The sequence below is a fragment of the Streptomyces sp. NPDC050085 genome (assembly GCF_044460595.1).
Classification (GTDB): domain Bacteria; phylum Actinomycetota; class Actinomycetes; order Streptomycetales; family Streptomycetaceae; genus Streptomyces.
The window spans coordinates 212,559-237,048 of the sequence record NZ_JBITJZ010000002.1 but is presented as its reverse complement, the minus strand read 5'-3'; the positions used below and the strand labels follow the sequence as shown (position 1 = coordinate 237,048).

At 70.8% G+C, this 24,490-nt stretch carries 20 protein-coding genes; 9 read left to right on the top strand and 11 right to left on the bottom strand.

The window, feature by feature from the left end:
* Window positions 1-102: 102 nt before the first annotated feature.
* A complete protein-coding gene (gene pepN / locus ACIBUY_RS09440; protein ID WP_399152250.1) occupies window positions 103-2,682 on the bottom strand; it encodes an aminopeptidase N in 2,580 nt (859 codons plus the stop codon).
* Between the two features lie 183 nt (window positions 2,683-2,865).
* Here pepN and ACIBUY_RS09435 point away from each other — a divergent pair, with 183 nt between their 5' ends.
* Window positions 2,866-3,507 (top strand): DsbA family protein, encoded by a 642-nt coding sequence (locus ACIBUY_RS09435; RefSeq protein ID WP_365568684.1) that lies wholly within the window; start codon window positions 2,866-2,868, stop codon window positions 3,505-3,507.
* Between the two features lie 8 nt (window positions 3,508-3,515).
* On the opposite strand, the gene ACIBUY_RS09430 is transcribed toward ACIBUY_RS09435, so the two are convergent.
* From ACIBUY_RS09430 to ACIBUY_RS09415, 4 genes are all read right to left on the bottom strand, one after another.
* Window positions 3,516-3,731 (bottom strand): hypothetical protein, encoded by a 216-nt coding sequence (locus ACIBUY_RS09430; protein ID WP_365568681.1) that lies wholly within the window; start codon window positions 3,729-3,731, stop codon window positions 3,516-3,518.
* A 148-nt stretch (window positions 3,732-3,879) separates the two neighbouring features.
* Window positions 3,880-4,521, bottom strand: a complete 642-nt coding sequence (locus ACIBUY_RS09425) for a superoxide dismutase (protein WP_365568678.1) — start codon at window positions 4,519-4,521, stop codon at window positions 3,880-3,882.
* 153 nt (window positions 4,522-4,674) lie between these two features.
* Window positions 4,675-6,090 carry an amino acid permease gene (locus ACIBUY_RS09420; protein ID WP_365568675.1) on the bottom strand — a complete coding sequence of 472 codons (1,416 nt, stop codon included), beginning with the start codon at window positions 6,088-6,090 and terminating at the stop codon, window positions 4,675-4,677.
* A 131-nt stretch (window positions 6,091-6,221) separates the two neighbouring features.
* Window positions 6,222-7,610, bottom strand: a complete 1,389-nt coding sequence (locus tag ACIBUY_RS09415; protein WP_365568672.1) for an amino acid permease — start codon at window positions 7,608-7,610, stop codon at window positions 6,222-6,224.
* Window positions 7,611-7,889: 279 nt separating this feature from the next.
* On the opposite strand from ACIBUY_RS09415, the gene ACIBUY_RS09410 reads away from it, so the two are divergent.
* A complete protein-coding gene (locus ACIBUY_RS09410; protein ID WP_365568669.1) occupies window positions 7,890-8,486 on the top strand; it encodes a biotin transporter BioY in 597 nt (198 codons plus the stop codon).
* 25 nt (window positions 8,487-8,511) lie between these two features.
* On the opposite strand, the gene ACIBUY_RS09405 is transcribed toward ACIBUY_RS09410, so the two are convergent.
* Together ACIBUY_RS09405 and ACIBUY_RS09400 are read right to left on the bottom strand one after the other, a co-directional pair.
* Entirely contained in the window at window positions 8,512-9,840 is a 1,329-nt protein-coding gene (locus tag ACIBUY_RS09405; protein ID WP_399152249.1) for an FAD-binding oxidoreductase, read from the bottom strand.
* 36 nt (window positions 9,841-9,876) lie between these two features.
* Window positions 9,877-10,512, bottom strand: coding sequence for an LPXTG cell wall anchor domain-containing protein (locus tag ACIBUY_RS09400; protein ID WP_399152248.1), 636 nt, complete (start codon window positions 10,510-10,512; stop codon window positions 9,877-9,879).
* Window positions 10,513-10,815: 303 nt separating this feature from the next.
* On the opposite strand from ACIBUY_RS09400, the gene ACIBUY_RS09395 reads away from it, so the two are divergent.
* The gene (locus ACIBUY_RS09395; RefSeq protein ID WP_399152247.1) at window positions 10,816-12,402 is read left to right on the top strand and encodes a serine/threonine-protein kinase; all 1,587 of its coding nucleotides are present in this window, start codon (window positions 10,816-10,818) and stop codon (window positions 12,400-12,402) included.
* Between the two features lie 94 nt (window positions 12,403-12,496).
* On the opposite strand, the gene ACIBUY_RS09390 is transcribed toward ACIBUY_RS09395, so the two are convergent.
* Entirely contained in the window at window positions 12,497-13,930 is a 1,434-nt protein-coding gene (locus ACIBUY_RS09390) for an amino acid permease (RefSeq protein WP_365568657.1), read from the bottom strand.
* Window positions 13,931-14,105: 175 nt separating this feature from the next.
* Here ACIBUY_RS09390 and ACIBUY_RS09385 point away from each other — a divergent pair, with 175 nt between their 5' ends.
* Window positions 14,106-14,591, top strand: coding sequence for a ribose-5-phosphate isomerase (locus tag ACIBUY_RS09385; protein ID WP_365568654.1), 486 nt, complete (start codon window positions 14,106-14,108; stop codon window positions 14,589-14,591).
* A gap of 122 nt (window positions 14,592-14,713) precedes the next feature.
* Entirely contained in the window at window positions 14,714-15,541 is an 828-nt protein-coding gene (locus ACIBUY_RS09380) for an Fpg/Nei family DNA glycosylase (RefSeq protein WP_399152246.1), read from the top strand.
* Window position 15,542: 1 nt separating this feature from the next.
* Here the strand turns inward: ACIBUY_RS09380 and ACIBUY_RS09375 are convergent, their stop codons facing one another.
* The gene (locus ACIBUY_RS09375) at window positions 15,543-16,772 is read right to left on the bottom strand and encodes a GNAT family N-acetyltransferase (RefSeq protein WP_365568648.1); all 1,230 of its coding nucleotides are present in this window, start codon (window positions 16,770-16,772) and stop codon (window positions 15,543-15,545) included.
* 139 nt (window positions 16,773-16,911) lie between these two features.
* Between ACIBUY_RS09375 and ACIBUY_RS09370 the strand changes: the two genes are divergently transcribed.
* On the top strand, window positions 16,912-18,084 hold the full coding sequence (locus ACIBUY_RS09370; RefSeq protein ID WP_365568645.1) for a PP2C family protein-serine/threonine phosphatase: 1,173 nt from the start codon (window positions 16,912-16,914) through the stop codon (window positions 18,082-18,084).
* A 94-nt stretch (window positions 18,085-18,178) separates the two neighbouring features.
* Here ACIBUY_RS09370 and ACIBUY_RS09365 read toward each other — a convergent pair whose 3' ends face one another.
* Complete coding sequence (locus ACIBUY_RS09365) at window positions 18,179-19,336, bottom strand: cation:proton antiporter (protein ID WP_365568642.1); 1,158 nt, start codon at window positions 19,334-19,336, stop codon at window positions 18,179-18,181.
* A gap of 224 nt (window positions 19,337-19,560) precedes the next feature.
* Here ACIBUY_RS09365 and ACIBUY_RS09360 point away from each other — a divergent pair, with 224 nt between their 5' ends.
* Genes ACIBUY_RS09360 through ACIBUY_RS09350 form a run of 3 tightly spaced genes read left to right on the top strand, consistent with a single transcriptional unit; the run spans window position 19,561 to window position 23,278 of the window.
* The gene (locus tag ACIBUY_RS09360) at window positions 19,561-20,361 is read left to right on the top strand and encodes an ABC transporter ATP-binding protein (RefSeq protein WP_399152245.1); all 801 of its coding nucleotides are present in this window, start codon (window positions 19,561-19,563) and stop codon (window positions 20,359-20,361) included.
* Window positions 20,361-22,814, top strand: a complete 2,454-nt coding sequence (locus ACIBUY_RS09355) for an FtsX-like permease family protein (RefSeq protein WP_399152244.1) — start codon at window positions 20,361-20,363, stop codon at window positions 22,812-22,814. Before ACIBUY_RS09360 ends, ACIBUY_RS09355 begins: the two co-directional genes overlap by 1 nt.
* A 23-nt stretch (window positions 22,815-22,837) precedes the next feature.
* Window positions 22,838-23,278, top strand: a complete 441-nt coding sequence (locus ACIBUY_RS09350; protein WP_365568634.1) for an HD domain-containing protein — start codon at window positions 22,838-22,840, stop codon at window positions 23,276-23,278.
* Between the two features lie 8 nt (window positions 23,279-23,286).
* On the opposite strand, the gene ACIBUY_RS09345 is transcribed toward ACIBUY_RS09350, so the two are convergent.
* Complete coding sequence (locus tag ACIBUY_RS09345) at window positions 23,287-24,453, bottom strand: acyltransferase family protein (protein WP_399152243.1); 1,167 nt, start codon at window positions 24,451-24,453, stop codon at window positions 23,287-23,289.
* Between the last annotated feature and the right edge of the window lie 37 nt (window positions 24,454-24,490).

The window sequence follows — 24,490 nt, the reverse complement described above, 5'->3', positions numbered from 1 at the left end:
CCGAAAGGGGCTGGCGGGGCGGGGGGTTACGGCCCTGCACGCCCGCATTCGGTAACACCCGGGATTCCGGAAGTCCCCGCCCGCCCCGGGCGACAGCCCGGACTACCCGGCAGCCCCCGCGTCACACGCCTGCCCCCGAAGTGCCCGGGCAAGATCGTCCCGGGCCTCAAGCACCAGACGCCGCAGCGCAGGAGCCGCCTCGGCCCGGTCGGACAGCCACGCATCCGTCGCGTCCAGCGTCGCCTGCGAGTCCTGCAGGCCGGGGAAGAGGCCGCGTACGACATCCATGCCGATCTGGATCGAACGGTCCTCCCACACCCGCTCGATCGCCGCGAAGTACTTCTCCGCGTACGGCGCCGTCAGGCCCCGCTGCGACGGCTGCTGGAAACCGGCGATCGTCGCCTCCACCAGCGCATTGCTCAGCGCGTCCGACTCGACGACCTGCGCCCACGCCTGCGCCTTGACCGCCTCCGACGGGCGCGACGCCAGGCAGCGGACCTGGTGCCGCTTGCCGGAAGCCGTGTCGTCGCGGGCCAGCTCCGCCGCCAGCGCCGCCTCGTCCGCCGCGCCGTACGTGGCGAGCGTGTCGAGGAACGCCCAGCGCAGCTCCTGGTCGACGTCAAGCCCGTCGATCTTCGCGCCGCCCTCCAACAGGCCCTGGAGGAGCTGGAGATCAGCTTCGCTCGACGCCACCGACGCGAAGAAGCGGGCCCACGTCAGCTGGTGCTGGCTGCCCGGCTCGGCCTGGCGCAGCTCGCGCAGCGCGCCCTCGGCGAGCAGTCGGCCGCCCTCCTCGCGCCACTCGGGCGCCACGTAGTTGACCAGGGACGAGCGCGCCCACGCGTGCAGCATCTGGAGGACCCCGATGTCGGACTCGCGTCCGGCGAAGCGGAGCACCAGGTCGATGAAGTCCCGGGCGGGCATCAGCGCGTCCCGCGTCATGTTCCACAGCGCCGACCAGCACAGGGCGCGCGCCAGGGGGTCGGTCACCTCGCCGAGGCGCTCCCGCAGCGTGGCCAGCGACTCCGCGTCGAAGCGGATCTTGCAGTACGTGAGGTCGTCGTCGTTCACGAGCACGAGCTCGGGGGCCTCGGCCCCCGCCAATTCAGTCACCACACTCCGCGGCCCGTCCACGTCCACCTCGGCCCGCGCGTACCGCTCGAGGGAACCGGAATCCGTACGACGGTAGAGGCCCACCGCCACCCGGTGCGGGCGCAGTTCGGGGTGCGAGGCCGCCGCCTCCTGGAGTACCGCCAGCTCCGTGATCCGGCCCTCCGCGCTCAAAGTGACCTGAGGCGTCAGAGAGTTGACCCCGGCCGTCTGGAGCCAGGAGCGCGACCAGGACGCCAGGTCGCGCCCGCTGGTCTCCTCCAACGCCGAGAGCAGATCGCCGAGTTGCGTGTTCCCGTACGCGTGCCGCTTGAAGTACCGGCGGGCGCCTTCGAGGAACGCGTCCCGGCCGACGTACGCCACCAACTGCTTGAGTACCGAAGCCCCCTTGGCGTACGTGATGCCGTCGAAGTTCAGCTTCGCGTCCTCCAGGTCACGGATGTCGGCCGTGATCGGGTGGGTGCTGGGGAGTTGGTCTGCGCGGTACGCCCAGGACTTGCGGTTGTTGGCGAAGGTGATCCAGCCGTTCGTGAAGCGGGTCGCCTCCACCATCGAGAACGAGCCCATGAAGTCCGCGAACGACTCCTTCAGCCACAGGTCGTCCCACCACTGCATGGTGACGAGGTCGCCGAACCACATGTGGGCCATCTCGTGCAGGATGACGTTCGCGCGCCGCTCGTACGACGCCGTCGTCACCTTGCCGCGGAAGATGAACTCCTCGCGGAAGGTCACCATCCCCGGGTTCTCCATCGCGCCGAGGTTGTACTCGGGCACGAACGCCTGGTCGTACTTCCCGAAGGGGTACGGGTAGTCGAAGTTGTCGTGGAAGAAGTCCAGTCCCTGCTTGGTGACTTCGAAGACGTCGTCGGCGTCGAAGTACGGGGCGAGGCCCTTCCTGCACATCGCGCCGAGCGGCACGACGAGCTTCGAGCCGTCCTCCAGCTCCCGCTCGTAGGAGTCGGACACGTAGTGGTAGGGACCGGCGACCACGGCCGTGATGTACGTCGAGATCGGCTTCGTCTCGGCGAACTGCCATACCCCGTCGACCAGTTCACCCGCACCGTTGGACCACGCGGTCCACCCGTCCGGCACCTGGACGCCGAACCGGTAGGGCGCCTTCAGGTCCGGCTGCTCGAAGTTGGCGTAGACGCGGCGCGCGTCGGCCGGCTCGTACTGGGTGTAGAGGTAGACCTCGCCGTCCTCGGGGTCGACGAAGCGGTGCATGCCCTCGCCCGTACGCGAGTACGCGCACTGGGCGTCGACGACGAGCTCGTTGTCCTCGGCCAGGTTCTCCAGCTGGATGCGGCTGCCGTCGAACACGGCGGCCGGGTCCAGGTCCTCGCCGTTGAGCGACACGGCGGTCACGGACGGGGCGATCAGGTCGACGAAGGTGCTCGCCCCCGCCTCGTTCGCCCGGAACCGGATCGTGGTCACGGAGCGGAAGGTGCGCGGCCCCTCGCCGGCCGCATCGCCGATCGCCGAGCGCAGGTCGAGGGCGACCTCGTACCCGTCGACGGACAGCAGCCCTGCCCGCTCGCGGGCCTCGTCGCGGGACAGATTCTCACCGGGCACGGGCGGCACTCCTTCGTGACGTTACGACATGTCTCGTTCAGGTCTTCGTGGGACCGTTCGAACGCCTACGATCCTCGCACGCGGCCCCGGGCCCGGACATCCGGGAATGCCCGCACCGCGGGTCGCGTTGGCGCAGGCGAGAACCACACCTCATGACTGTTCTGGCGACTCCCTAGGAGAACCATGTCCGCTACGGATGCGAAGACCCCCGTCGACTTCTGGTTCGACCCCCTGTGCCCGTGGGCCTGGATGACGTCGCGCTGGGTCCTCGAGGTCGAGAAGGTCCGTGACATCAAGGTCAACTGGCACCTGATGAGCCTCGCCGTCCTGAACGAGGACAAGCTCGACGACCTTCCCCCCGAGTACCGCGAGCTCCTGGAGACCAAGGCCTGGGGCCCGGTGCGCGTCGTCATCGCCGCGCAGGAGGAGCACGGCCCCGAGGTGCTCGGCGACCTCTACACGGCGCTCGGCACCCGTATCCACAACCAGGGCGAGGGCCCCACGAAGGAGGCCGTCGCCGCCGCGCTCGACGAGGTCGGCCTCCCGGCGTCCCTGATGGACCACTGGGACGGCACGAAGTACGAGCCCGAGCTGCGCGCCTCCCACAAGGAAGGCATCGACAAGGTCGGCCAGGAGGTCGGCACGCCGGTCATCGCGGTCCCGGGCGCCGACGGCAACCAGGTCGCCTTCTTCGGCCCGGTCGTCACCCCCACCCCCCGCGGCGAGGACGCGGCCAAGCTCTGGGACGGCACCCTGCTCGTCGCCTCGGTCCCGGGCTTCTACGAGATCAAGCGCACCCGGACCCAGGGCCCGATCTTCGACTGACGTCGGGCTCAGGCGATCCCCGGCGGGAACTGCACGCTGTTGGCCTCGCTGGCGAAGGGCCGGGCGGTGAGGCAGCCGACCTCGGCGCACTTCCACCAGTCGCCCGTGTACTTCACGCCCTTGTTCCGGCGCAGCCAGTCCTTCTGGTCCCCGGTGAGGGGGTTGTGCGGCCGGGACCGATGCGGCACGCACGTCTTGCACGGCAGATTTATCGAATTGGGCATGTCCGACACGGTCCACCGGAACCCCGCATACCGACAGACCCCCGTGAGTCACGTCCTCACGGGGGTCTGTCCCTTTTCCGCCCACCCGCGTGAAGGTTGAGAAGACGATCACGAGGCGGGACGACTCAGGCGTGCAAGGGCAACGGACTCAGGGAACCAGCAGCAGGTTGTACGCCCGCTCCTTCGCGGCCGCGTAACGCTTCGCCACGTCCTGCCAGTTGACCACCGCCCACATCGCCTCGATGAAGTCGACCTTCTGGTTCTTGTACTGCAGATAGAAGGCGTGCTCCCAGGCGTCGAAGACGAGGATCGGGGTCGAGCCCTGCCCCACGTTGCCCTGGTGGTCGTAGATCTGCTCGACGATGAGCCGCCCGCTCACCGGCTCGTACGCGAGCACGCCCCACCCGGAGCCCTGCGTCGTCGCCGCGGCCTTCGTCAGCTGCGCCTTGAACCCGGCGAACGAGCCGAAGGACTCGGCGATCGCGTCCGCCAGGTCACCGACCCCGTCCGCGGCCAGCGGCTCGCCGCCGCCGTCGCCGGTCATGTTGTGCCAGTAGATGCTGTGCAGGATGTGGCCGGAGAGGTGGAAGGCCAGATTCTTCTCCAGGCCGTTGATCGAACCCCACTGCTCCTTGTCGCGGGCCTCCGCGAGCTGCTCCAGGGTGTCGTTCGCACCCTTCACGTACGCCGCGTGGTGCTTGTCGTGGTGCAGCTCGACGATCTGCGGGTTGATGACCGGTTCGAGCGCCGCGTAGTCGTACGGAAGTTCCGGGAGTGTGTACGTGGCCATGTGCGTCCGTGCCCTCCGACTGCTCTGCTTATTGCAACTTATGTGCAACTGCAGGCTAGCAGCAAGAGTGGCGCATGCGGCCAGGGGCCACAACGACAGGGACCCCCGGGCCAGTTGGTCTGGCCCGGGGGTCCTCGAGGGGAGCGGAGTGTGTCAGTCCTGCCGTGCCTCGCGGCGGCGCTGGCTCGCGTACCCCGCGGCGGCCAGTACGGCGACCAGGATCGCCGAGACGTACAGCTGGTCACGGCCGGAGTCGGTCGTGCCCATCGCGACGAAGACGCCGATGATGGCGACGAACGCGATCCACGTCAGGTACGGGAAGCCCCACATCTTCACGGTCAGCAGCTCGGGCGCCTCGCGGTCCAGGCGGCGGCGCATCTTCAGCTGCGTGAGGCAGATGAAGGACCAGACGACCAGCACGGCGCAGCCGGTGGTGTTCATCAGCCAGGTGAAGACGGTGTCGGGCCAGTAGATCCCGGCGAGCACGGCGAGGAAGCCGAAGACGCAGGAGCCGATGACGGCCGGCATGGGAACGCCCTTGACCACCTTGCCGAGGAAGCGGGGGCCCTGGCCGCGCTGCACGAGCGAGTAGGCCATGCGCGAGGCGCCGTAGATGTTGGCGTTCATCGCGGACAGGAGGGCGATGAGGACGACGACCTGCATGATCGTGCCGGCGGCCGGGACGCCCAGTTCGTCGAGGACGGTGACGTACGGGCCGTCGCTGACGACCTGCGGGTCGTTCCACGGGACCAGGGTGACGATGACGGCCATCGAGCCGATGTAGAAGATCGCGATGCGCCACACGGCGGTGCGCACGGCACGCGCCACGTTCTTGCGCGGGTCGTCGGACTCGGCGGCCGCGATGGTCACCGTCTCCAGACCGCCGTACGCGAACACTGCCGTCAGCAGACCGGCGATCAGGCCGGCTGTGCCGGTCGGGAAGAAGCCGCCGTCACCGGTCAGGTTCGCCAGGCCGGGCGGGGCCGAGGACTTGAAGACACCGCAGATGCCGAGCACGCCGAGCACCAGGAAGGCCGAGATGGCCAGGACCTTGATGCCGGAGAAGACGAACTCGAACTCGCCGAAGTTCTTCACCGCGGCCAGGTTCGTGAAGCAGAAGAAGGCCATGAAGATGGCGACCCAGCCGTACGCCGGGATGAACCCGACCCAGCCGTGCATGATCGTGCCGGCCGCCGTGGCCTCGGCCGCGACACCGCAGCAGAGCATCACCCAGTACATCCAGCCCGAGGTGACCCCGGCCCAGACGCCGATCTCCTTCTCGGCGTGCACCGAGAACGAGCCGGTGGCCGGACGTGCCGCCGACATCTCGCCGAGCATGCGCATGATGAGCATGACGACCGCGCCGGCGCCCGCGAAGAGCAGCACGATGGCCGGGCCCGAAGCGGCGATGCCCGCGCCCGACCCTACGAAGAGCCCGGCGCCGATGACGCCGCCGAGGGCGATCATCGACAGGTGGCGGCGCTTGAGGCCGTGCGTCAACTGGGAGCCGGAATCGCCGTCGGCAGGCGACGGCGCCTGCGACTTCTCCGGAGCGGTGGTGCTGGTCATGGGGGCACCCTGTTCAGTACGTGAGACGGTTACCGCCCCCGTCGGTTCACCTGGTGAGACGGAGGCGTCCCGGAAGTGTGCGGGCGGCATCCGCTCAGGAGAAGTGGGCGACCGCTATGCGGACACCCGGCTCACGCAGTGTGACGGTCGCGCCACTCCCGTACGCCCGCCGTCAGGAGCACGATCGCAGTAGCCCCTGTCGACCACAGCAACTGCGGCCGCGCCGTGTCATCCGTCAGCATCAACCCGAAGACCACCGCCATCGCCGCGAGCGCCGCCCAGGTCAGCCACGGGAACGCCCACATCTTCAGGACCAGCCGCTCGGGCGCTTCGGCCTCGATGCGCCTGCGCAGCCGCAGCTGCGACGCCGCGATCAGCGCCCACACGAACAGCAGCACCGCGCCGACCGAGTTGAGCATGTAGAGGAAGACGGTGTCGGGCCACTTCAGATTGAGCAGCACCGAGACGAAGCCGAAGGCCACGGATGCCAGGACCGCGCGGCGCGGCACGCCGCCCCCGCTCACCTTGAGCAGCCCCTTCGGCGCCTCGGCGCGCTCGGCCAGTGAGAAGACCATGCGGGACGAGCCGTAGAGGTTGGCGTTCAGCGCGGAGAGCAGCGCCACGAACACGACGATGTTCATGATCTGGCCCGCCGACGGTACGCCGATGGAGTCCAGGACGGTGACGTACGGACTGATGCCCGCCTTCTGCTCCGTCCAGGGCAGCACCGTCACGATGACCAGCATCGAACCGACGTAGAAGAAGAGGATCCGGAACACCGCGCTGCGCACCGCCCGCGCCACCGAGCGCACCGGGTCGTCGGACTCGGCGGCCGCGATGGTGACGACCTCCAGGCCGCCGAACGCGAAGATCACGGCGAGGACGCCGGAGACGACGCCCTGCCAGCCGTTCGGCAGGAAGCCGCCGTCGCCGGTGAGGTGGGTCAGGCCGACCGGGTCGGTGTCGGGGAGCAGACCGAAGATCGCGAGCGTGCCGAGGACCAGGAACGCGATGATCGCGACGACCTTCAGCGTCGCGAACCAGAACTCGAACTCGCCGAAGTTCTTCACGGCCGCCAGGTTCGTGGCCGTGAAGACCAGCATGAACAGCAGGACCCAGGCCCACTGGGGGATGCCCGGCACCCAGCCGTTCGCGATCTGTGCGGCGCCCGTCGCCTCCACGGCGAGCACGACGACCAGCAGGAACCAGTAGAGCCAGCCGACGCTGAACCCGGCCCAGCGCCCGAGCGCCCGCTCCGCGTGCACGGAGAAGGAACCCGAGGCGGGCATCGCCGCCGACATCTCGCCGAGCATCCGCATCACGCACATCGCGATCGCGCCCGCGATCAGGTACGAGACGACGATCCCGGGCCCGGCCACCTCGATGCCGGCGCCCGAGCCGACGAAGAGCCCGGCGCCGATGACACCGCCGAGGCCGAGCATCGTGAGGTGGCGCTGCTTGAGCCCGCCCGCGAGGGGCTCGGCCGGAACGGCCGATGAAGGCGGTGCGTCGTCGTGCATGGGGTGGTTCAGCCGATCTGGGGACGGGCGCGCTATTGGCGGGAACCTACAGTCTCCCGTCGCAGCGCCCCTGGGCGCAAAACGGGACACGCACCTCTGGCCTCCGTGACGAGCATCACCCCGGACGAGGTGTACACGCGTTCCTTTGTACGGAGCCCACCAACACCGGCCTCCAGCCTTTGTCGACCGGCGACCGTGATCGGCTCAACCGCCCTGGGATAGCGTCACGGAGTCCCTCCCTGCCCGACCGCAAGGTCCCCCGAACACCGCGGAGTCCCCATGTCCACCGCCGCTGTCACCGCCCGTCCGGGCAAGGTCCTTGCCGACCTGCTGCCCGCCTCCCGCACCAAGTCCGCTGTTGTTGCGAGGAACGCGGCGCTGGTCCTCGGCGGCGCCGCCCTCACCGGCATCGCCGCGCAGATCGCGGTCCCCGTGCCGGGCTCGCCGGTGCCGGTCACCGGGCAGACCTTCGCCGCGCTGCTGGTGGGCACCGCGCTCGGCGCCCGCCGCGGCTTCCTCGCGCTCGCCGTGTACGCGCTCGCGGGCATGGCCGGCATGCCGTGGTTCGCCGAGGGCGGCTCGGGCTTCTCGATGCCCTCGTTCGGCTACGTCATCGGCCTGATGCTGGCCTCCGCGGCCGTCGGCGCCCTGGCCCGCCGCGGCGCCGACCGCTCGGTGTGGCGCACGGCCGTGACGTTCCTGATCGGCGAGGCCGTCGTCTACGCGGTCGGCGTGCCGTACCTGGCGCTGTCCACCGGCATGAGCGCGTCGGCCGCGATCGCCGCGGGCCTGACCCCGTTCCTGCTCGGCGACGTGCTGAAGGCGGCGCTGGCGATGGGCGCGCTGCCCACCGCCTGGAAGTTCGCCAACAAGTAAGCGCCGACGAGCAAGTGGCTTGTCCTTATTGGACGTTGTAGTTCCTCCGGAAGAGGTTCGCCGGGTCGTACGCGGCCTTCAGATCGGCGAGCCTCTTTCGCGTGTCCGGGTCGTAGAGCCCTTCCGTACGGTCCGCGCCGCCGAACGCGAAGTTCAGCGAGCGGCCGACGGCCTGGCCCTCGACGGCACCGAACGCCCGCGCGTGATGGGCCCGCGCGGCCTCCCTGCCGCCGTCCCCGAGCGGCGACAGCACCCGCACCAGCCACCCGGCCTCCCGGTAGGGCACCGCGTTCGGCGCGGGCCGCGACAGCGCGCCGCCCAGGTGGTTGAGCTGCACGACGTGCATCGCGTCGGCGGCGGGCCCGGACAGGGTGAACAGCTCGGTGACCGCGGCCAGGTCGAGCGCGCCGAGGAACGCGCTGTCCCCGTAGTACGCGTGCGGGAACTCCGGGTCGTTGTGGATGGTGTGGCTCTCGCCGTACGGCATCTCGCGCAGCGTGTCCGTGACGGCAGGACCGAGCGCGGCCCGCAGCGGCGCCACCAGCCGCTCGCCCTCCTCGGCGCTCCCCGTGAAGCCGATCCGCACCGAGACCACGTACTGCCCGCGCAGGTGCGGCGGCAGCTGCTCCATGTTCGGGTAGACGAGCGCGGCGATCGAGGAGGTCAGCGTGGACGGGACGGTCGCCGTCCAGTCGGTGTACGCGCGCAGGAGCCCGGCCGGGTCGCTCACCCGCCCGTCGTGGGCGAGGAAGCCGCCGTACAGGCGGGTCAGCGGCACCAGGTCCACGTCGAGCGAGGTCACCACGCCGAGGTTGGCGCCGCCGCCGAGCAGGCCCCAGTACAGCTCCGGGTCGCTGTCGGCCGTGACGGTGCGCAGGGCGCCGTCGGCGGTCACCACGTCCACGGCCCGCACGTGGTCCGCGGTGTAGCCGAACTCCCTTGCCAGGATGCCGAGTCCACCGCCCAGGGTGTAGCCGACGGCGCCCACGCTCGGCGCCGACCCGTTCAGCGGGGCCAGGCCGTGCTCCGCGGCCGCCTCGGCGACGGCGCCCCAGCGGGCCCCGGCGCCGACGCGCACCGTGCGGGCCGCCGGGTCCACGGTGATGTCCGTCATCCGCCGCGTGCTGATCAGGACGCCGCCCTCGGCGGCGCCGGGCAGTCCGTGCCCGGTGGCCTGGACGCCGACGGGCAGGTCCGCGGCCGCCGCGTACCGCACGGCGGCCACCACGTCGTCCGCGGTGGCCGCCGCGAAGATCACGTCGGGCCGCTGGGCGAACCCGGTCTGGAATCCGGCGAGTTCGGCGTCGTAACCGGCGTCGTCGGGGTGGAGCGTGTGCGTGTCATCGATAGCCATGACACGCACTGTGCCCGCCTAACCTGACAACTGCCGTCAGCTATTGGATTTTCCCGCCACGTGGCGCGCGGGCCTCCGGGTCGCCCACCACAGGCCCGCCCCGCCGGCGGCGAGCAGCGCGGCCCCGGCGGCGCCGAGCGGCAGCACGTCGGTGCCGACGCCGGTCGACGGCAGGTTCCCCTTGTCGCTGCCGCCGCCCTTGTCCCCGGCGGGCGCCGCGGGCTTGTTCTCCGTGCCGAGCAGCAGCGGGGTCACCGGCGCGTTCGGCGAGGGGCTCGTCGTGCCGAACGGCACGGGGCCCTGCTGCCAGAACGTCTTCTTGCCGTCCCCGCTCGACACCGGCAGACAGATCTTTCCGGTCTTCGCGACGTCGAAGGTTGCGCCGATCTTGTACGACTGTGATTTCCCGGCGGCCAGATTCTTGATCGCGCAGCTGAATCCGCTGTTGGATCCCTTCGGGAGTTTGTTCGTGGGAATGGCCGTGCAGTTCGGGACGTCCTTGATCGCCATTCCGTCGAAACCGACGATCGCGAGAACGATCGGCCCGCTGTCCTTGGTTCCTTGATTGCTCACGCTGGCGACGAGACCGCTGGTTTCCTTGGTCGAATTGTCGACGGAGATCTTTTTGGGCAGACCCGTGGTCAGTTTGACGCCCGACGGCGCCGCTTCCATGGCCTTGCCCCCCTGGCTGCTGCCGGGACCCGGTCCGTCGTCCGCGACAGCCGTGAAGGGCAGGACCGCGACGGCCGAGACGGTCGCCGCCAGCAGCGACCCGGCGATTTTCACCTGACGCCTTGAACTCATGTTCGTCCCCCTGTGTCTCCCCAACTGCGTCCGAATTCGCAGTACTTGAAGAGGTACCACAAGATTTCTCCCCACTATGCTGGGACGGCGCGAAGTGTCGATTTTGTGTTTCTGGGGATTCGGGGGTGCAGTCGATTGCCAGGGAATACGAGTGGAGGCGTCCGGGGATTAGTGGTGGCAGAGCGCTACCGTCTGGGCGAACTCATAGGCCAGGGCGGCATGGGGCGCGTGTGGCGCGCGGTCGACGAAATGCTCGACCGGCCCGTCGCCGTGAAGGAGATGCGCATCGACGGGCTCGACCCCGAGGACGCCCGCACCCGCCGCGAGCGCACCCTGCGCGAGGCCCGCGCGACGGCCCGCATCGACCACCCGAACGTGGTGCGCGTCTACGACGTCGTCGACCAGGGCGAACGCCTGTGGATCGTCATGGAGTTGGTCGACGGCCGCTCCCTGGAGCAGGTCCTCGTCGAGGAGGGACCGCTGGGCGTGGAGGAGGTCGCGGCGATCGGCCGGGGCCTGGCGGAGGCGCTGCGCCCGGTGCACGCGGGCGGCGTCCTGCACCGCGACATCAAGCCCGGCAACGTACTGATGGAGCGGGCCGGGCGGCGCCGCGTCATGCTCACCGACTTCGGCATCGCCGCGATCCAGGACACCAAGGCGCTGACCATGGTCGGCATGCTCGTCGGCTCGCCCGACTACATGGCGCCCGAGCGCGTCTCGGGCCGCCCGCAGGGCCCGCCCTCCGACCTGTGGTCGCTCGGCGCGACGCTGTGCGCGGCGCTCGGCGGCCGCTCCCCGTTCAGCCGTGACACGACCCTCGCGACGCTGCACGCCGTGCTGTACGAGGAGCCCCAACTGCCGCCGGACGCGGGCAGGTTGACCCCGCTGCTCGCGCACCTCCTGGCGAAGGAGCCCCAGGACCGCCCGCACCTGGACACGGTCCTCGAAGCGCTGGCCGCCCCCGCGCCGGAGCCACCGGCCCACCCCAGGACCCACACGCTCGACATAGGAGTACGCCGACCGGTCCCGCTGCCGCCGCCGCCCGCCGAAGCGCCCACGGAGTGCGCGGTGCCGCCCCGCAGGAACGGCGGCGGTGACGGCAGGGGCGACGTGCTGGGCCCGCCGGCTCCGGCCGCGGCCCGGCCGAGGCGCCGCCGGGGCACGCTGCTCGCCGTCGGGGGAGTGCTGGCCGCGGGCATCGCGACCGCCGTGGTCCTCACGCTGCCGGGCGGCGGTTCGGGCGACGGGGCGAAGGGCGGTGGCACGGCGACGCCGACGTCCCGGCCGCCCACGGTCGAGGGCACCTCACGCCCGCCGGCGACCCCGGCACAGACGCTGCCGCCCGGTTCACGCCGAGAGGTGGGCTTCGCCTGGGTGCCGCCGAGCGGCTGGCAGCGCTCGGTGAAGACGGCCTCCGAGATCCACTACACGTCCCCGGACGGCACGCAGGAACTGGTGGCCCAGTCGGCACTGGCCAAGGACGACCTCCTGGCGACCTGGAAGAAGGCCGAACTGGACGCCCACCAGGGCCAGGACTACCAGAAGATCCGCCTCGCCGACACGACGTTCCGCGGCCGCCCCGCGGTGGTCTGGGAGTACCTGTTCACGCTGAAGGGCAAACGCTGGCACGCGGAACTGCTCGGCTTCGACCAGGGCAACCAGTCGTACCAGATAGGGACGTGGTACCAGCCGCAGGTGGAGGGGCGGGCGCAGCCGGTCTACGAGCAGGTGAAGAAGACGTTCACGGTCCTCAACTGACGGAGCACCTCCGCAGAATCCAGCCTCGCCTCTGTACGAGAGGCAGCGAGGCCCGGGGCAGAGCCCCGGGACCTCACCCAACCCGGCCGCACGATCAACGCGACCGCTGAACCTTCTCCCGTACGAGCGCGAACCCGACCACGAACGCGGCCACCAGCAACGACAGCAGCACCTGCTCCCGCCCGGCGTCGTCCGTGAGCATGTACACGAGCACGAACGAGATCGACGCGATCGTCGCCCACGTCAGGTACGGGAACAGCCACATCTTCACGACGAGCTTCTCCGGCTGCTCGCGCAGGATGATGCCGCGCATCTTCAGCTGCGTGAAGCAGATGACGAGCCATACGAACAGGGCGACGGCGCCGGAGGAGTTGAGCAGGAAGTCGAAGACGGTGTCCGGCCACTGGTAGTTGAACCAGACGGCGAGGAAGCCGAAGACGACGGAGCCGAGGATCGCGGCCCGCGGCACACCGCGCGACGTGGTCTTCGCGAACGCCTTGGGGGCGTCGCCGCGCTGACCGAGGGAGAACGCCATGCGGGAGGCGGTGTACAGGCCGGAGTTGAGGCACGACAGCACAGCCGTCAGCACGATGACGTCCATGACCTGACCGGCGTGCGGGATGCCGATGGAGTTCAGGGCGGCGACGTACGAGCCGTCCTTGACGATCGAGGCGTCGTTCCACGGCAGCAGCGTCAGGACGACGAAGATCGAGCCGAGGTAGAAGATGCCGATGCGCCAGATCACGGAGTTGGTGGCCCGGGTGACGGCCTTCTGCGGGTCCTCGGACTCACCGGCGGCGAGCGTGACGATCTCGGAGCCCATGAAGGAGAAGACGACCATCAGCACACCGGTGAGGATCGCGCCGGGGCCCTCGGGGAAGAAGCCGCCGGAGTCCGTCAGGTGCGCGAAGCCGCTGCCCGGGTTGTCCGAGCCCGGCAGCACGCCGAAGACGGCGAGCAGGCCGACGATCACGAACGCGCCGATGGCGACGACCTTGATCCCGGCGAACCAGAACTCGAACTCGCCGTACGAGCCGACGGCCGCCAGGTTCACGACGGTCAGCACGACCATCACGATCAGTGCCCAGCCCCACTGCGGAACGCCCGGTATCCAGCCGTTCAGGATCTTGGCCCCGGCCGTCGCCTCCACGGCGAGCACCACGACCCAGAAGAACCAGTACAGCCAGCCGATGGAGAACCCGGCCCAGCGGCCGAGCGCCTGATCGGCGTAGGCGGAGAAGGACCCGGACGTCGGCCGGGCCGCGGCCATCTCGCCGAGCATCCGCATCACGAGGACGACCATGGCGCCGACGAGGGCGTACGAGATGAGGATGGCGGGTCCGGCGGCCGCGATCCCGGACCCGGATCCGACGAACAGACCGGCGCCGATGACACCGCCGATGGCGATCATCGACAGGTGCCGGTTCTTCAGCCCGGCCTGCAGGCCGCCACCGTCGGTTCCGCCCGGGGTCCGGTCGGGACCGTCGGGCGGAGTGTCTTCCGTCGCAAGGGATGACTGCGAGGTCATGAACGGATCCTTAGGTTCGTGGGGGACGAGCCCTGGCATTCAAAGCGCAGACGACCATGGGACGGAAGACCTGAATCCGGATTGTTGTCTTGGTTACGTCGGTCCTGCATCCGGATGACCATGGTTCCGCCCCCGGACGCGGCTACCCGGTCCACGGCGTGCCACACTCGGACCCATGCGCGTCTACCTCGGCTCCGATCACGCCGGCTACGAACTCAAGAACCACCTGGTCGAATGGCTGAAGGCCCACGGCCACGAGCCCGTCGACTGCGGGCCCCACATCTACGACGCCCTGGACGACTACCCCCCGTTCTGCCTCCGCGCCGCGGAGAAGACGGCGGCGGACCCGGAGTCCCTCGGCATCGTGATCGGCGGCTCCGGCAACGGTGAGCAGATCGCCGCGAACAAGGTGAAGGGCGTCCGTGCGGCCCTCGCCTGGAGCGAGCAGACCGCCGCCCTCGGCCGCGAGCACAACAACGCGAACGTGATCTCCATCGGCGGCCGCATGCACACGCAGGAGGAGGCGACGAAGTTCGTCGAGATCTTCCTGAGCACCCCGTACTCGAACGAGGAGCGCCACCAGCGCCGCATCGACATGCTGTCGGCGTACGAGGCCACGGGCGAACTCCCGGCGATCCCGCCGCACCACCCGCAGAGCTGAGCTTTCACCCCTGCTCCTCAAGCCAGGGCCGGCAACAATCAGCCCCTCCGGCGCTTGAGGAGCGGGGTCTGGGGCAGAGCCCCAGGACAGCAACCCCCACAGACCCGAGGAGAACGACGGCCGTGCCCGAGGGCCACACGATCCACCGGCTAGCCCAGGACCACGCCGAACGATTCGCGGGCACGAAAACCCGGGCCACCAGCCCCCAGGGCAAGTTCTCCGACGCGGCCGCACTCCTCACCGGCCAGGAACTGACCCGCACCGAGGCCCACGGCAAACACCTCTTCCTCGGCTTCGGCGAAGGCGGCGAGGCGGACACCTGGGTCCACATCCACCTCGGCCTCTTCGGCAAGTACGCGATCGGCGACGCCCCGGCCCCGCCCGCCACGGACACCGTCCGGCTGCGCCTGCTCAACGAGACGGCCTACTCGGACCTGCGCGGCCCCACGACCTGCGCCCTGATCACGGACGCCGAGAAGCAGGCGATACACGACCGCCTCGGCCCCGACCCGCTGCGCCCGGACGACGACCCGTCGAAGGCGTACGCGCGCATCTCCCGCAGCCGTACGACGATCGCCGCGCTCCTCATGGACCAGAAGGTCATCGCGGGCGTCGGCAACGTCTACCGGGCCGAGGTCCTCTTCCGCCACGGCATCGACCCGTACACCCCGGGCAAGGACCTCACCGCGGCCCAACTCGCGTCGATCTGGGACGACTTGGTGACCCTGATGCGCGAGGGGGTCAAGGCGAACCGCATCGACACGGTCCGCCCCGAGCACACCCCCGAGGCGATGAACCGCCCGCCGCGCGTCGACGACCACGGCGGCGAGGTCTACGTCTACCGGCGGGCCACGATGCCCTGCCACCTGTGCGGCACGGAGATCCGCACGGCGGAACTGGCGGCCCGCAACCTCTTCTGGTGCCCCACCTGCCAGCCCGGCACCCCGTGACTCAGAACCCGTGCTGCAGCCACGGCGCGACCGGCGACCCGAACGCCACCGACGCCTCCGCGAGCGCCCCCTGCCGCAGCTCCCGCACCCGCCCGGCCCCGGCCAGCTCGGCCAGTGACGTGTCACCGAAGTAGGCCGCACCCAACTCCCGTACGGACAGGGCGAGATCGGCCTGCTCCCGGGTCCGCTCGCAGGACGCCCCCTTCGCGTCGCCCGACAGCCGCCAACGCCCTTGGTTCCAGGGGCAGAACGCGTCCTCGACCTCGAACACGACGTCCACGGGCGTGAGATACGTACGCGCTTCGAGTGCCGCGCCCACCTCCACCAGACGTACGTGCATCGAGTCCCGCAGTCGCACCCCGCACCGCCGGATGTCGGAGACCAGGGAGAACAGCGGGTCGTCCACCGGCCGGTTGCGCGCGTCCACCCGCTCCGTCAGATCGATCTCGCACAGGAACCGCCACAGCGCCGCGTACGCCCCGGGGTCCAGGGCCGTGACGTCCCGCGCCTGGATCACGCTGTGCGCCACGGCGAACTCGGACTCCGGCTTGTGGTGGAACCGGGCGTAGCCGACGACCTCTCCCGCCCGCTCGGCGAGCACGCACTGCAGCGGCGAGGCCCCGCCGCGCTCCTCCGGCGGATCGAGCAGCGGCAGCCGCTCCCAGCCCGGCTTGCGGGCGAGCATCCCGGGCCGCGAGCCGATCCTCGCCAGGTACACGGCCTCGCACCGCTGCGCGGCCTCCGCCGGATCCACGAACCGAAGGCGCACGTCGTCCGCCCCGGCCGGAGCGGCGATCCGCACCCGCGAGGAGTCGATGCTCACGTACGCCTGCCGCGTGCTGACGCCGTACCCGAACCGCCCGTAGATCGCCGGCTCGGACGCCGTGAGCACCGACAGCGGCTCGCCCCACTCCCGTACGTCGTCGAGCTGGCGCCGCATCATCGACGTGAGGATGCCGCGCCTGCGATGCGTCGCCACGACGCTGACCATGGTCACGCCCGCCGCGTCCACGTACGCCCCGCCGGGCACCGTGACGCGGAACGAGAAGGCGCTCGCGGTGCCCACGCACTCGGCGCCGTCCCAGACCGCGAGCGAGCGGTCGAGCTCGGTCAGCTCGTGCCACAACTGCCGCTCCTGCGGCGCCTCGGCAACCCCGCCGAAGGCCAGCTCGAGCCTGTCGTACCACCGGTCCCACTCGTCGCTGCGCAGCACGCGTACGTCGGTCGTCATGAGTCATCCCTAGCAGGGCAACCGGGACAAGAGCGAGCGAATTTGCGGGGAAATCCACCGCCTCCGGCGTGCCCGGAAAGAGGGACAAGTGGGACCACCCGTGCACAGGTCGAGGCCCGATGGATAAGGTCCACGAGCAATGGCGGTACGACGAGAGCGGCAGGCGCGCGAGCAGCGCGCGGAGGCCGAGACGTTCCCGGCCCGGATGAGGATGCGAGTCCACCGGGTCCGCACCGCCGTGCGCAGAAGCGGGGTCGACTACTTCCGCGGCGACGGCTCGGACTGGATCGCCCTGGTCGGTCTGCTCCTGACGGTCCCGCTGATCGCCTTCGCCACGATCCTCAATCCGGTCTGGTGCTCGCCCTCCGTCCTCGTCCTGCCGATCGTCGCGGGCGGCCTGGTGCTGCGCCCGGCCAGCCTCCTCGGCCTGTACGCGGCGGCGGCCGCGGCCCTGATCGTGGAGTCGGTCCAGCTCGGCCCGTACTCCGAGGGCACGGCCCGGGTCACCCCGGGCACCGTCCTCACGGTCGCGGCCTGCGGCTTCTTCGGCCTGCTCATAGCGCAGTTCCGCAGCCGCGTCGGCGTGCCCTGGCGGCGCGGCGGCACCATGCTCTTCGACCTGCGCGAGCGCATCCGTACGCAGAGCCGCCTGCCGAAGCTCCCGCCCGGCTGGCACCGCGAGATGGCGCTGCGCCCGGCGGGGGGCCAGTCGTTCTCCGGCGACTTCGTGGTGGCGGCCCGCACGAACAACGGCCGCACGCTGGAAGTGGTGTTGACGGACGTCTCCGGCAAGGGCATGGACGCGGCGAGCCGGGCCCTGCTCCTGGCCGGCGCCTTCAGCGGCCTGCTGGGCTCGCTGCCGCCCCACGCCTTCCTCCCGGCGGCCAACGGCTATCTGCTCCGCCAGGACTGGGACGAGGGCTTCGCGACCTCCATCCACCTGGTCCTCGACCTCGAATCCGGCGACTACGAGCTCTACTCGGCGGGCCACCCGCCGGGCCTCCAGCTCAGCGCGGGCACGGGCCGCTGGGAGGAGAAGGCGGCGGAGGGCCCGCTCCTCGGGGTCTACGACGGCGCCGACTTCGACGCGACGAAGGGCACGCTGCGCCCCGGCGATGTCCTGATGCTCTTCACCGACGGCCTGGTGGAGACCTCCGACCGCGACATCGCCGAGGGCATCGACCGCCTCACGGGCGAGGCCGACCGCTACGTCCAGGGCGGCTTCCACGGAGCGGCCTGGCACCTCATCGAGGCGGTCGCCAAGGACGTCAACGACGACCGGGCGCTGCTGCTGATCTGCCGGGATTCATGACCCGGGGCGTTTCGCGTCGTCGGCTGCGGGCCGGAGGCATCTCAGGGGCGCGGGGAACTGTGCGCTCAGCCACGACGAGACCCGCACCCGGCACCTAAGGCACCGAAGCTACGGCGCGTCCCCGGGGCAGGATCCGGGCCAGCAGTGACGCCCGCCCCGCCGCCAGCGGCCCCAACACCGCCAACACCAGCACGTACCCCGCGATGAACGGCGAGAGCCGCGCGTCGAGCCCCGCGCCGGCGGCCATCGTCGCCAGGATCAGCGCGAACTCGCCCCGCGCCAGCAGCGTCGTAGAGATGTTGGCCGCGGGCCCGGCGCCGAACCCGTAGACCCGGGCCGCTCCCAGCCCCGCCAGCACGTTCATCACCAGCGTCACCGCGACAGCGGCAAGCACCGGCCACACCACACTCGGCAGATCCCCGGGATCGATCGACACCCCGAACGCGAAGAAGAAGATCGCGCCGAAGGCGTCCCGCAGCGGATGCACCAGCTTGAGGATCCGCTCGCCGGACGCGGTGGACCCGAGCATCAGGCCGACCATGAACGCCCCGATGGCGTCGGCGACCCCGAACCACTCGGAGACCCCGGCGACGAAGACGGCCGCACCCAGGAACGAGATCACCAGCAGCTCGTCGTCCTTGGTGTGGAAGAGCTTGCCGACGACCCGCGTACCGAAGCGCGCCGCCAGCGCGAGCAGCAGCAGGAACCCGAAGGCCTTCCCGCCGTCCATGACCGCGGCCGAGAGCGAGTCGGCGCCGGACAGGATCGGCTGCAGCGCCGCCAGGTACAGCGCGAGGAAGATGTCCTCGACCACGATGATGCCGAGGATCGGCTTGGTCTCGGGGTTGCCGAGCCGCCCGGTGTCGACGAGCACCTTGGTGACGATGGCGGACGACGAGATGCCGAGCACCCCGGCGAGGACCAGAGCCTCGGAGGTGCCCCAGCCGAGGGCGAATCCGAAACCGAGCCCTGCACCGACGTTCAGCGCGAGGTACGTCCCGCCGGCGAGGGCCATCTTGCGCCCGCCCGCCTTGAGGTCGTCCAGGTGGAACTCGAGGCCGAGGTAGAAGAGCAGCAGCACCAGGCCGAGCGCGGAGAGCATCTCCAGGTCGTGCGGGTCGGCGACGAGCACGATGCCGGGTGTGTGCGGGCCGAGCAGGATCCCGGCCAGGATGAACAGGGGGATGGTGGGCAGTCCGATGCGTCCGCCGAGGCGGGCGAGTACGGCGGCGGCGAGAAAGGCGCCGCCCATGGCTATCAGGGTGTCCGCGTGTCCGATGGGCCCGTTCCTCCTTGGTAAAGGGGGCGTCAAGGAATCGTCAATAGTTAGGTTACCAAAGGACTGGGGAGGGAGGGCCGGAAGTCCCGTGGTGGGGTTCTCCCCACCCTCGTTTCGCCAGCCGCCCTCATGGCTGCGACCACCCCCGGATCCGTACGTTCGATACATCGGCATCACTGACGTACGAGAGGGCGACCATGGGCCTGCGGAAGAAGCGCCACGACAAGCAGGGAGCGGCGGCATCCAGCGGTGACTGGGCTGTCGAACTGCGCGGCGTCCGACGCCAGTACGGCCGCGGCGGGGGAGCCGTGCACGCGCTGCGCGGCATCGAACTCGCCCTGCCCCGCGGCACGTTCACCGCCGTGATGGGCCCCTCCGGCTCCGGCAAGTCGACGTTCCTGCAGTGCGCGGCGGGCCTGGACCGCCCCACCGACGGCACCGTCGCCCTCGGCGGCACGACGATCACCGGCATGAGCGAGAACAGGCTCACCGAACTGCGCCGCACCCGCCTCGGCTTCGTCTTCCAGGCGTTCAACCTCCTGCCCTCGCTCACGGTCGAGCAGAACGTGCTGCTCCCGATGCGCCTCGCCGGCCAGCGCCCCGACAAGCGCCGCGCCGCCGAGGTCCTCGCGCAGGTCGGCCTCGGCGACAAGGGGCGCCGCCGCCCGGGCGAACTCTCCGGCGGCCAACAGCAGCGCGTCGCCATCGCCCGCGCCCTCGTCACCCGGCCCGACGTGATCTTCGCGGACGAGCCGACCGGCGCCCTCGACACCACAACTGCCGCCGAGGTCCTGGGACTTCTGCGCTCCGCCGTCGACCACATGGGCGCCACCGTCGTCATGGTCACGCACGACCCGGCCGCCGCCGCGCACGCCGACCGCGTCCTGTTCCTCGCGGACGGCCTGATCGTCGATCACCTCGAGCGCGCCGGCGCCGACCGCATCGCCGACCGCATGCGCACCCTGACGGCCCGCACCCCGGTCGGAGTGGCAGCCTGATGTCCCGGCCCAACGGCCTCGCCCGTGCCGCCGTCCGCTTCAAGCCCGCCGCCTTCGTCGGCACGTTCGTCGCGCTCATGATGTCGGCCCTGATCGTCACCGCCTGCGGCATCCTCCTGGAGACGGGGCTGCGTGCCTCGGTCCCGCCGGAGCGCTATGCGGGCGCCCCCGTGCTGGTGGCCGCCGACCAGAGCGCCCACCTCGTCACCGGCTCCGGCGAGAACCGCGAGGACGAGTCGATCCCGCTCCCGGACCGCGCCCGCCTCGACAACTCCCTTGTCGCAAAGGCCGCTTCGGCCCCCGGCGCGCGTACGGCGGTCGCGGACGTCACGTTCCCCGTCCAGCGCGCCGGAGCCGCGGTGGACGCGCACAACTGGGGCTCCACCGCCTTCACCGGCGAGAAGCTCACCGCGGGCAGCGCCCCGCGGGCCACCGACGAGGTCGTCACGTCGGGCGCCAAGGTCGGCGACCGGATCACGCTCACCACCCCCGAGGGCAAGCGCACGTACGGCGTCTCGGGCACGACGGCGGCGCCCGGCGTCTGGTTCACCGACTCCGAAGCCGTACGCGTTTCAGGCCACCCCGGACGCATCGACGCGATCGCCGTCCTGCCCAAGGACGGCGTCTCCGCCGCCACCCTCAAGTCCCAGGTGCAGCAGGCGACTTCGGCATCCCCGGCCGCCAAGGTGTACACCGGCGACGCCCGCGGCTCCGTCGAGGACTCCACGCTCGCCTACGCCAAGGAGAACCTGACCGGCATCGGCGGCTCGTTCGGCGGCATCGCCACCGCCGTCGCCGTGTTCACCGCGGCCGGCACCGTCGCCCTCTCCGTCGGCCAACGGGCCCGCGAATACGCCCTGTTGCGTGCCATCGGCACCACCCCGCGCCAGATCCGCCGCACCATCGCCACCGAGACCCTCCTGGTCGCCCCGCTCGCGGGCGCCCTCGGCTGCCTGCCCGGCATCGCGCTCGCCCGCTGGTGGTTCGGTCAGCTCCAGGCCAAGGGCGCGGTCCCCGAAGCGGTCGACCTCTCCATCTCCTGGATCCCGCTGCTCGTCGCGGTCGGCACCGCCGTCCTCACCGGCCTGCTCGCCGGCTACACGGCGGCCCGCCGCCCCTCCCGCATCAAGCCGGGACAGGCCCTGGCCGAGGCCTCCACCGAGCGGCTGCGCGTGGGCTGGATCCGCACCCCGCTCGGCATCGCGGCGGCGGTCGGCGGCGCGATCCTCACCGGCGTCTCGGCGAACCTCACCGGCGACGACGCGGCCAACACCGCGCTCGGCATCGTCATGTGCTTCATGCTCGCGGTGGCCCTGCTCGGCCCGCTCGTGGCCCGGCTGTGCGCCACGCTCTTCGGCCTCCCGCTGCGCGGCGGCGGCGCCCCGGCCTCGCTCGCGGCCGCCAACTCCCGCGCGAACTCCCGCCGTCTGGCCTCCGCGATCACCCCGATCGTCCTCGCGATGGCGTTCTCCTCGGTCCTGGTCTTCATGCACACCAGCGAGGACCGCGTGGCCGCGGACCAGCAGCAGGCGGGCATCACCGCCGACCACATCGTCACGTCGAAGGAGGGCGCGGCGGGCCTGGCCCCCGGCGCGGTCGCCGAGGCGGCCGGGGCCCCCGGCGTCACGTCCTCCGTGGGCCTGCTCAAGACCTCGGTCCTCGTCCCCATGAACTCCTGGCTGGAGACGGCGTCGACGCAGGCCGTCACCGGCACGGCCAAGGACCTCGCCCGGGTCCAGGACCTGAAGGTCACCAAGGGCGCGATCGACCTCACGGACCCCGGCAAGGTCGCGCTCGACGCCTCCCTGGCCCGCAACGCGCACGTCGACGTCGGCGACCGGCTCACCCTGCGCCTCCCCGACGGGACGAAGACGGCCCCGACGGTCTCGGCGACGTACGAACGCGGCCTCGGACTGTCCCAAGTGACGCTCCCGCGCGCGGCGTTGACGGGCCACGTCACCAACCCGTACGACACGGAACTGTGGACGAAGGGCGGCACGGCGCAGTCCCTGTCGGCCCTCGGCACCCCGCTCGCCCGCGCCGACTACACCACCGCCCAGTCCCTCGACCGAGAACTCAACGCCTGGGCCAACACCACCATGGCCGCGGTCCTCGGCGGCTTCGCGGCCATCGCGGCGGTCAACACCCTGGTGATGACGGTCCTCGACCGCCGCCGCGAACTCGGCACCCTCCGCCTGATCGGCTCCACCCGCAGCCAGGTGCTCCGCATGATCCGCTGGGAGGCACTCCTGGTGGCCTGCGCGGGCATCGCCCTGGGCACGGCCATCGCCCTGGCCACCCTGATCCCGATGATGAACGGTCTCACCGGCCAAGGGCCTTACGTGCCACCGCTGCTGTACGGGGCCTTCGCGGGCGCGGCACTCGTCCTCGGCCTGGCGGCGACCTCGATCCCCGCACGATGGGCCGTGAACGACAGGCGGCGCGGGGCATAGGCCCTGGGCCATAGGCTCACGGCATGCTCACGCTGACGGAGATCGAGGCCCTGGCCCGCAGGGCCCACGCCGACCAGAAGGACAAGGCGGGCCGCCCCTACGCCGAACACCTCCAGGCGGTGGCCGAAGGAGTCGCACGACGGGGCGGCACGGACCGGCAGACAGCGGCCGCGTGGCTGCACGACGCGATCGAGGACGACGCCCTCACCGACCAGTGGCTCACCGAGGCCGCACTGCCCGAGGAGACCAAGGCGATCGTCCGGGCCCTGACGAAGCACCCCGGGGAGGCGCCGGAGGCGTACGCGCGACGCATCCTGGCGACCCCGGGGGCCCGCCTGGTCAAGGAGGCGGACCTGGCCCACAACGCGGACCCGGCCCGCCTCGCGGTCCTGGACGAGGCGACGCGGACCCGCCTGACCGAGAAGTACGCGAAGATGCGCGCGCTCCTGGGCCTGGAGCCGTAGCCCTGGCCCTAGCCCTTGACCGGGACCCCGACCTTCTCGGACTGCTCCTGCTTCGGGTCCTTCTTGAACGCCCACGCCATCTTCGGCTCCATCGCGAACCGGAAGACGCGCTGCACGGGCGGCGTGCACAACAGGGTCACGACGGCCGCGGCGACGAGCGTGACGGCGACCTGACCGTACGGCGTGTGCACCCAGTCCGGGTCGAACCAGCCCCACCAACGGGACCCCTTCGCGAGGAACCCGTGCAGCAGGTACCCGTACAGGGTCCCGGCACCGAGCACCGTGAACCACATCTTCCGCCGCGGCACCCACGCGAAGAAGCACGCGGTGAGCACGATCGAGCAGCCGAACAGGGCGGGCATCATCACGACCCCGGCCCACCACGGAGCGCCCAACTCCTGTGCGCTGTCACGGTGGTAGAACCACGTCGACGTCATCCGCGGAGCGGCCCAGTACGCGAGCAGGACCGCGGCCGCGACGACCGGCACGGACAGGATCCGCACCTCGCGCCGCCGCACCAGCTGGAAGTGCTCCGGCTTCATGCACAGGCCGAGCACGAAGAACGGCAGGAACTGCAGGACGCGCTGCAGGTCCAGATCGTCACCGAGCTCCGGCGAGACCGCCGCGAGCACGGAGATCACGAGGGCGACCGGGATCGGCCACCGGATGACCTTCCACAGCGGGGTGGTCAGCCGCCACACGAACAGGGCGATCAGGAACCAGGTCAGGTACCAGGGATCGAGCAGGCTGATCGGGGCGTCCGGGTTGCCGCCCGCGGTCCGCTGGAAGAGCGTGTACGCGGTCTCGAACAGGATGTAGGGCACGGCGACACCGGTGATCAGCCGCTTGAGCCGGTCCGGCCGCATGTCGAAGCTGCGGGAGAAGTAGCCGGAGATCAGGATGAACGCCGGCATGTGGAACGTGTAGACGACCATGTAGAGCGCTTCGGCGGCACGGCTGCCGTCCGTCAGCGGCTCCCAGGTGTGCCCCATCGCGACGAACACGATGGCCAGGTACTTCGCGTTGTCGAAGAACGCGTCCCGCTGTCTTGGCCGCGGTGCGGCCGCGGCCGGAGCGACGGCCGCAGCGGGGCCGGACTCGGGACCCGGTGGAGCGGTGGCAGTGCGGTGGGACGACGGTATTCCGGCGGCCGGGGGCAGCGGGGTGCGGAACATCTGAGGCACCTTAGCGGCGCCTATGGGATTTCGTAAA